11 protein-coding genes are annotated in these 13,181 nt (G+C 69.1%); 4 read left to right on the forward strand and 7 right to left on the reverse strand.

Annotated elements, in window-relative coordinates; genetic code table 11:
• Window positions 1-15: 15 nt before the first annotated feature.
• Complete coding sequence (gene sucB / locus ACLBWJ_RS03120; RefSeq protein ID WP_447659723.1) at window positions 16-1,770, forward strand: 2-oxoglutarate dehydrogenase, E2 component, dihydrolipoamide succinyltransferase; 1,755 nt, start codon at window positions 16-18, stop codon at window positions 1,768-1,770.
• Window positions 1,771-1,787: 17 nt separating this feature from the next.
• Here the strand turns inward: sucB and ACLBWJ_RS03125 are convergent, their stop codons facing one another.
• Window positions 1,788-3,146 carry a hypothetical protein gene (locus ACLBWJ_RS03125; protein ID WP_447659724.1) on the reverse strand — a complete coding sequence of 453 codons (1,359 nt, stop codon included), beginning with the start codon at window positions 3,144-3,146 and terminating at the stop codon, window positions 1,788-1,790.
• Window positions 3,147-3,266: 120 nt separating this feature from the next.
• On the opposite strand from ACLBWJ_RS03125, the gene ACLBWJ_RS03130 reads away from it, so the two are divergent.
• Window positions 3,267-3,977, forward strand: a complete 711-nt coding sequence (locus ACLBWJ_RS03130) for a DUF4191 domain-containing protein (RefSeq protein WP_112614144.1) — start codon at window positions 3,267-3,269, stop codon at window positions 3,975-3,977.
• 27 nt (window positions 3,978-4,004) lie between these two features.
• Here ACLBWJ_RS03130 and ACLBWJ_RS03135 read toward each other — a convergent pair whose 3' ends face one another.
• Window positions 4,005-4,439 carry an RDD family protein gene (locus ACLBWJ_RS03135; RefSeq protein ID WP_240309658.1) on the reverse strand — a complete coding sequence of 145 codons (435 nt, stop codon included), beginning with the start codon at window positions 4,437-4,439 and terminating at the stop codon, window positions 4,005-4,007.
• Window positions 4,440-4,573: 134 nt separating this feature from the next.
• Between ACLBWJ_RS03135 and glnA (ACLBWJ_RS03140) the strand changes: the two genes are divergently transcribed.
• Complete coding sequence (gene glnA / locus ACLBWJ_RS03140) at window positions 4,574-5,998, forward strand: type I glutamate--ammonia ligase (protein ID WP_023951345.1); 1,425 nt, start codon at window positions 4,574-4,576, stop codon at window positions 5,996-5,998.
• Between the two features lie 200 nt (window positions 5,999-6,198).
• On the opposite strand, the gene ACLBWJ_RS03145 is transcribed toward glnA (ACLBWJ_RS03140), so the two are convergent.
• Together ACLBWJ_RS03145 and ACLBWJ_RS03150 are read right to left on the reverse strand one after the other, a co-directional pair.
• A complete protein-coding gene (locus ACLBWJ_RS03145) occupies window positions 6,199-6,855 on the reverse strand; it encodes an esterase/lipase family protein (RefSeq protein WP_447659725.1) in 657 nt (218 codons plus the stop codon).
• A gap of 11 nt (window positions 6,856-6,866) precedes the next feature.
• Window positions 6,867-7,664 carry an alpha/beta fold hydrolase gene (locus ACLBWJ_RS03150; RefSeq protein ID WP_447659726.1) on the reverse strand — a complete coding sequence of 266 codons (798 nt, stop codon included), beginning with the start codon at window positions 7,662-7,664 and terminating at the stop codon, window positions 6,867-6,869.
• Window positions 7,665-7,762: 98 nt separating this feature from the next.
• Here ACLBWJ_RS03150 and ACLBWJ_RS03155 point away from each other — a divergent pair, with 98 nt between their 5' ends.
• Window positions 7,763-7,915, forward strand: coding sequence for a hypothetical protein (locus tag ACLBWJ_RS03155; protein WP_269266545.1), 153 nt, complete (start codon window positions 7,763-7,765; stop codon window positions 7,913-7,915).
• Between the two features lie 3 nt (window positions 7,916-7,918).
• On the opposite strand, the gene ACLBWJ_RS03160 is transcribed toward ACLBWJ_RS03155, so the two are convergent.
• The 3 genes from ACLBWJ_RS03160 to glnA (ACLBWJ_RS03170) are packed head-to-tail and all read right to left on the reverse strand — an operon-like array spanning window position 7,919 to window position 13,162.
• Window positions 7,919-8,821, reverse strand: coding sequence for a DUF808 domain-containing protein (locus tag ACLBWJ_RS03160; protein WP_323987535.1), 903 nt, complete (start codon window positions 8,819-8,821; stop codon window positions 7,919-7,921).
• 8 nt (window positions 8,822-8,829) lie between these two features.
• Window positions 8,830-11,820, reverse strand: a complete 2,991-nt coding sequence (locus ACLBWJ_RS03165) for a bifunctional [glutamine synthetase] adenylyltransferase/[glutamine synthetase]-adenylyl-L-tyrosine phosphorylase (protein WP_447659727.1) — start codon at window positions 11,818-11,820, stop codon at window positions 8,830-8,832.
• A 4-nt stretch (window positions 11,821-11,824) separates the two neighbouring features.
• Window positions 11,825-13,162 (reverse strand): type I glutamate--ammonia ligase, encoded by a 1,338-nt coding sequence (gene glnA, locus ACLBWJ_RS03170; RefSeq protein WP_064956796.1) that lies wholly within the window; start codon window positions 13,160-13,162, stop codon window positions 11,825-11,827.
• Between the last annotated feature and the right edge of the window lie 19 nt (window positions 13,163-13,181).

Below are 13,181 nucleotides of genomic sequence, written 5' to 3' on the forward strand. Positions count from 1 at the left end.
GAAGGAGACAGATTCATGAGCACTTCCGTGGTCCTCCCCGCGCTCGGAGAGAGCGTCACCGAGGGAACGGTGACCCGCTGGCTCAAGAAGGTCGGTGACACCATCCAGGAAGACGAGGGTCTTCTCGAGATCTCCACCGACAAGGTGGACACCGAGATTCCGTCGCCCGTGAGCGGCGTCATCGAAGAGATCCTCGTGCAGGAGGACGAGACCGTCGAGGTCGGCGCCGTTCTGGCGAAGATCGGTGACGGTTCGGGCGCGCCCGCAAGCGACGCACCGTCCGAACAGGCTCCGGCTGAGGAGGCTCCCGCTCCCGCGGAGGAGGCTCCTGCCGCCGAGGCACCCGCCGCACCCCAGCAGGCCGCTCCCGCTCCGGCAGCATCCGGCGACGCGAAGGATGTCGTGCTCCCCGAGCTCGGCGAGAGCGTGACCGAGGGCACCGTCACCCGTTGGCTCAAGCAGATCGGCGACGACGTCGCGGTCGACGAGCCGCTTCTCGAGATCTCCACCGACAAGGTCGACACCGAGATCCCCGCGCCTTTCGCCGGCACGCTCGTCGAGATCCTCGTCCAGGAGGACGAGACCGTCGAGGTCGGCTCGGCACTCGCGCGCATCGGCTCGGGTGCTCCCGCCCCGGCCGCGGAAGCGCCCGCCGCCCCCGAGCCCGCCGCAGCGCCCGAGCCCGCAGCTGAGAAGCCCGCCGCGCCGGCCGAGGCCCCCGCGCAGGAATCGGCGCCCGCTCCGGCTCAGCAGGCCGCTCCGGCTCAGCAGGCAGCTTCCGCTCCGCAGGCTGCTCCGGCGGCTCCGGCGGCTCCGGCGGCTCCGGCCGCTGAAGCAGCGTCCGCCTCCGACAACGACGGCGTCACCTACGTCACGCCGCTCGTGCGTCGCCTCGCCCAGCAGCAGGGCGTCGATCTGTCGTCGATCAAGGGCAGCGGCGTCGGCGGTCGCATCCGCAAGGAAGACGTCCTCAAGGCCGCGGAAGCAGCATCGGCCCAGCCCGCCGCCGCATCCGCGGAGGCTCCCGCCGCCCCCGCGCAGGTCGAGGTCTCGGAGCTGCGCGGAACGCGCGCGCCGATGTCGCGCTTGCGCAAGGTGCTCGCCAAGCGCGCCGTCGAGTCGATGCAGCAGACCGCTCAGCTGACGACCGTCGTCGAGGTGGACGTCACCAAGCTGTCCGCGTTCCGCGACAAGGTGAAGGTCGACTTCAACGAGAAGACCGGCGCGAAGCTGTCGTTCCTGCCTTTCTTCGCCCTCGCTGCAGCCGAGGCGCTGCAGACCTTCCCGATCGTCAACTCGACGGTCGACGGCGAAGAGATCGTCTACCCCGCCACCGAGAACATCTCGATCGCGGTCGACACCGAGCGCGGGTTGCTCACGCCCGTGCTGCGCGACGCAGGCTCGAAGAACCTGGCCCAGATCGCTCAGGACATCGCAGACCTCGCCGCACGCACGCGTGACAACAAGCTGAAGCCCGATGAGCTCGCAGGCGGAACGTTCACCATCACCAACACCGGATCGCGCGGCGCGCTCTTCGACACCCCGGTGGTGTTCCTGCCGCAGTCGGCGATCCTCGGCACCGGCATCGTCTACAAGCGCCCCGGCGTCGTGACGGTGGACGGCAAGGACGCGATCTCGGTGCGCTCGTACGTATACCTCGCGCTCTCGTACGACCACCGCACCATCGACGGCGCCGACGCAGCTCGATTCCTGAGCGCGATGAAGGCACGCCTCGAGGGCGCCCAGTTCGAGGGGAACCTCGGCTACTGACCAGCTGAGCACCCACCTCACGGCTGGTCCGCGACGTCATACACGTCGCGGACCAGCCGTTTGTCGTCACGCCGAACCAGCACGACGACTTGCGCAGGCAGCGTCCCGGATGGGTCGTCGACGCGAACCACCTCGACTCCGCCCAGATCATCCAGGAGGGCCACCTCTCGGGGGCCGGCGGACGTCGCGACGCCTTCCGGGAGCGCCGCATCCGGACGCTCCAGGATCGCCGCACGGCATTGCTCATCCTCCTCCCGCCAGCATCGCGCGAGTTCGTCGATGGCGCTCCCGACCGGGTCGGCCTCCTCGTCGTCTTCGGGCGCGCCGGAGACCGGCGCAGGAGCCTCCTCGGCGGCGGGGACCGGCGCGGCCGACGTCTCCTGTGCTGCGTCATGCCTCGGCGTCGGGCGCATGATCGAGTCTTCGGGCACGTCTCGGGCCGAGGCGGATCCGTTGTCGCTCTCGCCACCCTCCGGCCACAGCAGACCCACCACGAGCGTCGTGGCGACCGCGGCGAGCGCGACCATCGGGACGCGTCGCCGCCCGGTCGCGGTTCCCCCGCTCTTGTCGTCGGCCTCGGCGCCATGGCCTCGCCGCCGGGCCGGGAGCCGGTCGGACACGCGTCGGACTGCGGCGCGCACCGAGCTGAGAACATCGGTCAGGCGCTCGACGACCTCGCCGTCGACGAGCCCGGCGGCAGCATCCCGTGCCAGCGGAGCCGGGCCCGGCCGGGCGCCGAGATGGCCAGCGGTGTCGTGCTCGCGAACGTTGCGCGCGGACGGAGATGACGCCGACACCGACACCGCGAACGGCTCCGGGGTCGCCACCGCGAAGAGGTCGTCCTCGAGGCCGGGCACCGTGAAAGGCAGCGTGACCCGGTCGCTCAGCGCCTCGTCGAGTCGGTCACGGATCCGCCGGGGCAGCACGGCGTCCGCGATCCGGTCGAGCACCAGCCGCGACGAGAGTTCCCATGCGCGGTCTCCGCTCGGCACGAGCACAGGTCGTCCCTGGGTCGTCGACCACCACTCCCCCTCGTGGCAGTCCGATTCCGCCGCTTCGGCCGCCCCTCGGAGGACGCTGACCGCAAGTGTCACCGCCTGGCCGGGCGTGAGGTCGAACGGCTGCTCACCACCGCACAGGCGTGTGTCGAGCAACGGCAGAATCGCCACGGTCGTCCCCGCGATCCGGTCCACGTCCTCGACGGCGAGCAGGTGACCGTCCGGCCGCGCCGCCCACACCGGACGCGGCACGTCCGCCGCAGAGACTCGGTACACCGCGCCGTCGGACGTCGCCAGGATCTCCCCGGCGAAAGGCACCTCCGGAGGCGCGACGCGGCGTAACGGAGTGGTGACGTCGAGATTGCCCGTTCGGATCATGGCCCCAGTCTCGCGATGGCGCCCGGCGCGCCTGCGACCTTCCGGTGCCGATGTGCACAGTGATCGCGCGACGGTGCCTGTGCAGGCGGAACGGGGCGGCCGAAAAGGTAGGCTGTGAGCATGTCGTCCCGCAGCACCGCACCCGAGAAGCGCCCCGGATTCTTCTCCCAGCTCCGCTCCCTCTTCACCTTCACGAAGGAGTACTACAGCTGGCTGCCGTGGCTGCTCATCGGCATCGTGGTCGTCGGCATCGGTCTCGGCGTCCTCGTGGGCTTCCTCATCCCGCCGGGAGCGATCTGGAGCATCATCCTGTGGGGCGTCACGGGTCTGCTCTTCGGCATCCTCGGCGCCATGATCACCATGACGCGACTGGCGACCCGGGCGATGTACAAGCGCATCGACGGGATGCCGGGAGCGACGGGGCACATCATCTCGACCAACCTCGGCCGAAAGTGGCAGGCTTCGGAGATGCCCGTCGGCGTGAACCCGAAGACTCAGGAAGCGGTCTACCGGGCCGTCGGCCGTGGCGGTGTCGTCATCATCGGCGAGGGTGCCCGCGGACGTCTGACGCGACTGATCAACGACGAGCGCAGCAAGGTCAAGCGCGTGGCCTCGGGTGTGCCGATCCACGTGCTGTACGTCGGCCACGGCGAGGACGAGGTCCCCATCGCCAAGCTCGCCCCCACCATCAAGGCGCTGCCGAAGGCGATCGACCGTACGACGATGGCGGCCGTCATCAAGCGCATCGAGTCCGTCTCGCAGTCGGTCACCTCGCTGCCGATCCCGAAGGGCGTCGACCCGATGAAGGCCCGCGCCCAGCGACCCCGCTGAGCTCCACCCGACCCGAGGCTGGTGGGATCAGGCCCGGACGAGGATCGTGCCGGCCGCCTTGTCGTGGAGGCCCCGCTGGTCGGGATCGAACACGACGGCGGGGATGACGAGGACGAGGAGCAGCGTCCGGATGATCGGACGCCAGAGGCCCGTCCAGCCGCCGTGCAGGAGCTCGAGGCGCAGGCCCACGATGCGGTGACCCGGGCTGCCCCCGATGAGCGGGATGAAGATGACCTGGAGCGCGGCGAAGACGGTGATCGGCGCGAACTGCGTCACTCCCGCCTCGCCCGGAAGAGCGAACTGGTTGAAACCGAGGAACGCGGTCGCGAGCAGCGTGGCCGCGGCGTAGTCGATCACCAGCGCCGCGAGCCGCCGTCCCAGGCGGCCGACGCTGCCGGGGCCGTACTCGGGACGCCCCAACCGCTCGCCGGGATAGGTGTTCTCGCGCAGGGGTTCGGGCACTCCCCCAGCCTAAACGGGGGCCGGCCGCGTAACATCCCGGAAACATCCGAGATACTGCCGGGCAACTGGATGCCGATAGGTTCGAAGAGGTCTGGATGACTCCAGGCTGTTCCTCACCCGATCTTGGAGACTCCATGTTCAAAGATTCTTCCGAGGTGCTCAAGTTCATCCAGGACGAGGACGTCAAGTTCCTCGACATCCGTTTCACGGACCTCCCTGGCGTGCAGCAGCACTTCAACATCCCGGCCTCGACCGTCGACGAGGAGTTCTTCACGGTCGGTCAGCTGTTCGACGGCTCGTCCATTCGCGGCTTCGCGAACATCCACGAGTCGGACATGCAGCTGATCCCGGACGTCTCGACGGCCTACGTCGACCCGTTCCGCGAGGCGAAGACGCTGATCATGATCTTCGACATCTACAACCCGCGCAACGGCGAGATCTACGCGAAGGACCCGCGCCAGGTCGCGAAGAAGGCCGAGAAGTACCTCGCTTCGACCGGTATCGCCGACACCGCGTTCTTCGCCCCCGAGGCGGAGTTCTACATCTTCGACGACGTCCGCTACGAAGTGAAGCAGAACTCGAGCTTCTACTCCGTCGACTCCGAAGAGGGCGCCTGGAACACCGGCCGCGTCGAAGAGGGCGGCAACCTCGCCAACAAGACCGCGTACAAGGGCGGCTACTTCCCCGTCTCGCCGGTCGACAAGACCGCCGACCTGCGCGACGACATCTCGCTCAAGCTCATCGAGTCGGGCCTCGTGCTCGAGCGCGCCCACCACGAGGTCGGCACCGGTGGACAGCAGGAGATCAACTACCGCTTCGACACCATGGTGCACTCGGCGGACGACATCCTGAAGTTCAAGTACATCGTCAAGAACACCGCCGAGATGTGGGGCAAGGTCGCGACCTTCATGCCCAAGCCCCTCTTCGGCGACAACGGCTCGGGCATGCACACCCACCAGTCGCTGTGGCTGAACGGCGAGCCCCTCTTCTACGACGAGAAGGGCTACGGCGGGCTCTCCGACATCGCGCGCTGGTACATCGGCGGCTTGCTCAAGCACGCTCCCGCGGTCCTGGCGTTCACCAACCCGACGCTCAACTCGTACAAGCGTCTCGTCAAGGGCTACGAGGCTCCGGTCAACCTGGTCTACTCGGCCGGCAACCGTTCGGCGGCCGTCCGCATCCCGATCACGGGCACCAACCCCAAGGCCAAGCGCATCGAGTTCCGCGCCCCGGACGCCTCGGGCAACCCGTACCTCGCCTTCGCCGCTCAGATGATGGCCGGCCTCGACGGCATCAAGAACCGCATCGAGCCGCACGAGCCGGTCGACAAGGACCTCTACGAGCTGCCGCCCGAGGAGGCCAAGAACATCCCGCAGGTTCCGAACTCGCTGCTCGACTCCCTCGAGGCGCTGCGCAACGACCACGAGTTCCTGCTGGCCGGCGGCGTCTTCACGCCCGAGCTGATCGAGACCTGGATCGAGTACAAGATCGAGAACGAGATCCAGCCGATCAACGCGCGTCCTCACCCCTACGAGTACGAGCTGTACTTCGGCGTCTGACGCACCAGCCGTGACGAGCCCCGTCGCCCGCTCTCCGAGCCGGGCGGCGGGGCTCAATCATTTCCCGGTACGAAGGCGTCGCTCCGAGCCGGCGACCTGCTCACCCCGGGCTTCCCATCGAACTACCGCCCGGAGCCCACCGACGGGAGCGCATCGATCGGATGGCGGCGGAACACGCCGAGATCATCAACTGACGAGCGTCACTCGGCCAGCCGCACGACCTCGGCGATGACCCGCGGGTGCGCGAGGATGCGGAAATGTCCTCCAGTCTCCAGCCGGACGTTGCGGGCGCCGTCGAGCTCGCTTCCACCCGGAATGTGAGGGTCGAATTCGCCGTAGACCGACACGATGTGCGGGTTGGGTGCGACTTCGCGCGCCAGCGCCAGAATCCCAGGCGCAGTCGGCGAGAACGCACGCAGCGTCGGCACGAGCATGAGCCGGCCGTAGACCGATCCGGCGAACGGACTCGCGACGGCGACCATCCCCCGGACCCGACCGCCGACGGCGGCATCCGCCATGACCTGCTTGCCGACGAGGCCGCCCTTGCTGTGCGCGACGATCACGACGTCGTCGAGATCGTGCTGCTGCAGGTACTCCGCGACGTGGCGCGCGGCACGCGGCACCGGCCAGCGGTTCCGCCCCAACGCGGCGATCACATGAACCGGATGCCCGCGGTCGTGCAGCTCGGTGATCAGGGGCTGCAGGAAGCGCCACGTCTCGTAGACGCCGGGCAGCACCACGATGGGCGTGCCATCCCCCGACCCGAAGTCGCCGGGATCCGTCCGCGAGAAGAAGGCGCGAGCCTGCCAGACGACGGCGTAGGCGTAGTCCGCGATCCACCACGCGGCATTCCTCACGGGGCGGAAGATCACGGGCCCTCTCCCGGGTCCCTCGACGCGGCCATCGCGAGGATGCCGCGGGCGACAGGTTCCGCCGCGGTGCGCTCGACGTGGTGGCCCTTACCCGGTACGACGAGGACGCTGCCCCGTGCCGTTCGGGCGGCGAGGCGCTCGACCCACGCGTCCCCCGCGATCGGGTCGCGGCCGCCGCGTACGAGAAGCGTCGGCACGTTCAGCTGCGCCACGCGCTCCTCGATGGGATAGGCGAGCATGTGCCGGACCTGCGCGAAGAACCAGCGGGGGCCGGTTCGGAAGTAGTCGAGCGTGACGCGGGCGTTCACCCGGGGCGGCTCGAGCAGTCCATCGCGGGACAGTGCCAGGGCCTGCGCGCCGAGCGTGCGGTGGTGATCATCGACGACCGGGCCGATCAGGGCGAGCCCACTCACCAGATCCGGATGCCGCGACGCCGTCTCCACCGCCCACTGCACCCCCATCGAGTGCCCGACGAGGACAGCGGGTCCCGCGAGCACGCGGCCCAGCACCTCCGCCAGCGCATCCGACATTGCGGCGACCGGCACATTCCGACGCGGCGCCGGCAGGCCCGCGAAGCCGGGCAGATCAACGCTGTGCACCGATGCGCTCCGCGCGAGCAGCGGGTGCAGCCGGAGGAACGAGCGGTGCGACATCCCCACCCCGTGGAGAAGCACGATGTTCGGAGGCGACGCTTCAGTGGCGGAGCTCCAGACGCGGAACGCGAGCCCGTCGACGGAGATCCGCCGGGGCGACCATCCGACACGCTCCGGGCGAGGCAGCGTCGAGGTCGTCATCACCTCGTCAGGCTATGAGAGCCGGGAACCGAGTGCAGGCGGCTTGACTTCGTGTCAACCACCGTGACCGGATGCCGACGCCGCGGTGGACTGCTGTCATGACCGATGCATCCCGTGACCAGCAGCCCATCGCCGACCCCGCCGCGCAGGACACCGATCGCGACGACACCTCGATCGTGCCCGATCTCGACACCGACCCCGTCGAGGCGGAGCAGAACCGGATTCCGAACGCCGAGCGCGGCGAGCGCTGACGCTCAATGCGTGCCGGCGCCTCCGGCATGCTGCGGTTCGCTGTGCCGGAGGCGCCGGATCACCGTGAGCACACCGACGATCACGAGCCCGGCGAGCAGCCCGGCGATCGCCGACACGGCCGTCTCGCCGATCCAGACGACCACACCGCCCGCGGCTTCGAGCAGGTGCTCCACCCCGTGCAGCAGGTCGAGGGTGAAGGTCACCCCAACCTCGCCGAGGTTCGCGAGCACGAGGTGACCGCCCACCCACAGCATCGCGACGGTGCCCACGACGCTGATCACGCGGAACACAGCGGGCATCGACCGGACGATCCGCATGCCGGTGTGCCGGACGCGAGATGACGCGTTCTTCGCCATCCGCAGGCCGATGTCGTCGATCTTCACCAGGAGCGCGACCGCTCCGTAGACGATTCCCGTCATGAGCAGGGCGATCACGGCCAGGACAGCGAGGGTCTGCCAGATGCCCATCCCCTCGTCGAGGTTCGAGAGCGAGATGAGCATGATCTCGGCTGAGAGGATGAGGTCGGTGCGGACAGCGCCGAGCACGAGCTTCTTCTCGTCGCGCGGGCCGTCGTCCTCCGCCCCGTGGTGCACCCCGAACCACTCCAGCACCTTCTCGGCTCCCTCGTAGCAGAGGAACATTCCACCGAGGATGAGAAGGAAGGGCAGCACAGCCGGCGCGAACGCGGTCAGCAGCAGCGCGACCGGGATGATGATGAGGAACTTGTTCGCGATCGAGCCGAGCGCGATCTTCCCCACGACCGGCAGTTCCCGAGCGGGCGTGATCCCCTGCACGTACTGGGGCGTCACCGCGGCATCGTCGATCACGACACCCGCCGACTTCGCGGAGGCGCGCAGCGCCGCGCTCAGGATGTCGTCGACGACAGCCAGCAGACCAACCGACATGTTTCCCCTTAGCCGTAGAAGAGCTTCTCGAACACGCGGCGGGCTTGACGCGCAGCGCGCATCCAATCCTCCTCCACGATGGTCGCCGATCGCGCCGGATACTCCAGCAAACGACCGATTCCGTCCAGTCGGCCACGATCGGTCGGCAGGACGTCGCTCGTCTGTCCCGACAGCAGGGTGTTCGCCGAGCGCAGCCGACTCGCCAGCCGCCATGCCGCAGCGAGCTTCTCCGCGGCATCCCGCGGGATGAGGTCGGCCTTTACTGCCGCCTCGAGTGCGGCGATCGTCGAGGTCGTGCGCAGGCCCGCTACGCGGTGCGCGTGCTCGAGCTGGATGAGCTGCACGAGCCATTCGACATCGCTCAGGCCCCCCGGACCGAGCTTGAGGTGCCGGGAGCGGTCCTGCCCCTGGGGCAGTCGCTCGCTCTCGACGCGCGCCTTGATACGCCGGATCTCGCGGAGGCCCTGAGGGTCGGGGGCCACCGGATAACGCAGGTCGTCGGCGAGGGCGAGGAAGCGATCGATGAGCGTCACACTGCCCGCGACGCCCCGAGCGCGCAGAAGCGCCTGCGCCTCCCACGACAGCGACCAGCGCCGGTAGTACTCCGCGTACGACTCCAGCGAGCGCACGAGTGGACCGTTGCGGCCTTCGGGGCGCAGGCCCGCGTCGAGCTCGAGCGGCAGACGGTGATCCTCGGAGTATCGGCGCACGCCGTGAACGAGCTGGAGGGCGAGCTCCTGAGCCCGCTGCGCCGGCACCCCATTCGCGTCGAAGACGTAGATGATGTCGGCGTCCGATCCGAACCCGAGCTCGGCACCGCCGAAACGCCCCATTGCGATGACCGAGAAGTCGAGGCGGTCGTCCTCTGGCGGCACCACCTCGCGCCGGACGGCGCGCAGCGTCGCCTGGATGGTGACCTCCGTGATGGTGGTCAGGCCTTCGGCGAGCTCTTCGATCGACAGCTCGCCGACGACGGCCGCCATCGCCAGGCGCAGCAGCTCACGCCTCCGGAGGGCGCGGACCGCCGACATCGCGTCATCGATCGAGGCGTGTCGGGTCTGGATCGCGCGCGCCTCCTCCTGCAGCACGAATCCGGGTCGCGGCCGGAGCTGATCAGGCGAGTCGAGCCAGGCGATCGACTCGGGGATCCACTCCATCAGTTCGCCCACGTAGCGCGAGCCCGAGAGCAGGCGGGTGAGACGCTCGGCGGCGCCCGCCGAGTCGCGCAGCATCCGAAGGAACCACGGCGTGTTCCCCAGCCGTTCGCTGACGCGGCGGAACGCGAGCAGTCCGTAGTCCGGATCGACGCCATCGGCGAACCAGCGGATCATGACCGGCATGAGGTGTCGCTGGATGACGGCCTTGCGGCTGAGGCCGCTCGTCAGGGCGCCGATGTGCCGCAGCGCGCCCGCGGGATCACGGAACCCGATCGCGGCGAGACGGGCCTTCGCCGCGTCGGGCGAGAGCGTGTGCTCATCGGCGGGCAGCGCCGCGACGGCCGAGAGGAGCGGCCGGTAGAACAGCCGCACGTGGATCTCACGCACCTCGCGCTTGATCTCCTCCCACACCGCGACGACCCGGTCGCCGCCGTCGCCGATGCGCGACGAGCGCGCGAGCGTTCGCAGCGCCGCCCCGTCCTCGGGCATGAGATGGGTCCGGCGCAGCTCGCGCAGCTGCAGCCTGTGCTCCATGACGCGCAGACGCCGGTAGTCGAATGCGAAGCGTGACGCGTCCTCGCGTCCGATGTACCCCTCCGACACGAGCGCGTCGAGGGCGTCCAGAGTCGACCGTTCCCGGATGCGGTCATCGGAGGCGCCGTGCACGAGTTGCAGCAGCTGGACGGTGAACTCGACATCGCGGATGCCGCCCGGTCCGAGCTTGAGCTGCCGCGCGACCTCGCCCGGTGGGATGTGGTCGGTCACCCGCTCGCGCATGTTCTGCACGCTCTCGACGAAGTTCTCGCGAGCCGCGCTCGCCCACACCATCGGCTGGACAGCGTCGACGTACTGCTCCCCCAGCTCCGGGTCACCGGCGAGCGGCCGCGCCTTGAGCAGAGCCTGGAACTCCCAGCTCTTCGCCCAGCGGTCGTAGTAGGCGACGTGCGACTCGAGGGTGCGCACGAGTGCCCCCTGCTTCCCCTCGGGCCGCAGGTTCGGGTCGACCTCCCACAGGGGCGGCTCGACCTCCACCTCCGAGATGCCCCGCATCGTCTGGATCGCGAGTCTCGTCGCGATCTCGACGGCCTGCGACTCCGAGACGACGGCTTCGTCGGCTGATCCGCCGACGAAGATGACGTCGACGTCGCTGACGTAGTTCAGTTCGCGCGCCCCGGACTTGCCCATCCCGATGATCGCGAGGCGAGTCGCGGCGACGGCGTCGCGCTCGGAACGCGCCGCGCCGGGGACGCCGGCGACGAGCCTGCTGCGCGCGACGGCGAGAGACGCCTCGAGGGCGGCACCGGCAGCGTCGGCGAGGGCCGCAGCGACCGCGTGCAGGATGATCGTCGGGTCGGATGCCGCGAGGTCGAACCGTGCGATGCGCGCCAGCATCCGGCGGTATCGTACCCGCAGCGCGACCCAGGCCTCGTCACCCCAGGAGGCCGCGAAGCCGTCCTCGGCGCCGACGGCATCCAGCATCTGCGCGCTCAGCTCGTCGCGTGTGGGAAGTCCGTCGCCGTCGGAGGCGAGATCGGCGAGCTCCTCGGGATGCCGCAGGTAGAAGTCGGCCAGCCCGAGCGACGCGCCGAGCACCGACCACACCGCCGCAGGCCGCCGTCGCAGCGTGTCGGTGACGATCTCGGCATCCCGGCGGGCGATGCGCAGCAGCGCCGCCACCGCTCCGTCGGGGTCCGCCGCCAGCTCCGCCGATCCGACGAGCTCCTCGCGCTCGATGCCGGTCAGCTCGGCGAGCTCGGCGAGGTCGGCATCCGCGCGCGCGAGGTCATCGAAGCCCGCCCGGGCCAGCCCCGTCAGCCCGGTCGAACGAGGTGACCGGGTCATGGCCTCAGAGCATCTCCAGGTTGCTCTTGAGCTCGAACGGCGTCACCTGGGCGCGGTAGTTCTGCCACTCGCGACGCTTGTTCAACAGCACGTAGTTGAACACCTGCTCGCCGAGCGTCTCGGCGACGAGCTCGGACTCCTCCATGTACTCGAGAGCGTGATCGAGGCTCGCGGGAAGCGGCGCGTAACCGAGGGCCCGACGCTCCGAATCGGTGAGCGACCAGACGTTGTCCTCGGCCTCGGCGGGAAGCTCGTAGCCCTCTTCGATGCCCTTCAGTCCCGCTGCGAGCAGCAGTGCGTAGGCAAGGTACGGGTTGGCAGCCGAGTCGAGCGCACGATACTCCACGCGGGACGACTGGCTCTTGTTCGGCTTGTACATGGGCACGCGCACGAGCGCCGAGCGGTTGTTGTGACCCCACGTGATGAAGCTGGGGGCCTCGTCGCCGCCCCACAGACGCTTGTACGAGTTCACGAACTGGTTGGTGACCGCCGAGATCTCGTTGGCGTGACGGAGGAGACCGGCGATGAACTGTCGACCGGTCTGCGAGAGCTGGTACTGCGCACCCTCTTCGTAGAACGCGTTCACGTCGCCCTCGAAGAGCGACATGTGGGTATGCATCCCACTGCCCGGGTGGCCGCTGAGGGGCTTCGGCATGAAGGTCGCGTACACACCCTGCTCGATCGCCACTTCCTTGATGACGGTCCGGAAGGTCATGATGTTGTCGGCCGTCGCAAGGGCATCGGCGTAGCGCAAGTCGATCTCGTTCTGGCCCGGGCCGCCCTCGTGGTGGCTGTACTCGACCGAGATGCCGAGGTCTTCGAGCATCCGCACCGAGCGCCGGCGGAAGTCATGCGCCGTGCCGCCGGGGACGTTGTCGAAGTAGCCGGCGGAGTCGACCGGCTCGGGACCGTCGGGCCCGTACGACGACGACTTCAGCAGGTAGAACTCGATCTCGGGGTGCGTGTAGAACGTGAACCCGGCGTCCGCGGCCTTCGCGAGGGTCCGCTTGAGCACGTTGCGCGGGTCGGCGACGGCGGGCTGGCCGTCCGGCGTCGTGATGTCGCAGAACATCCGAGCGGTGGGGTCGATCTCGCCGCGCCAGGGCAGGAGCTGGAACGTCGTCGGGTCGGGGTGCGCGAGCAGGTCCGACTCGTAGCTTCGGGTCAGTCCCTCGATGGCCGAGCCATCGAAGCCCAGGCCCTCCGCGAAAGCACCCTCGACCTCTGCCGGGGCGATCGCGACCGACTTCAGGGTGCCGATCACATCGGTGAACCAGAGCCGCACGAATTTGACGCCGCGCTCCTCGATCGTTCGCAGTACGAAGTCCCGCTGCTTGTCCATCGCGTCCTCTCCGAGACAG

It is taken from the genome of Microbacterium sp. M4A5_1d (assembly GCF_053345465.1).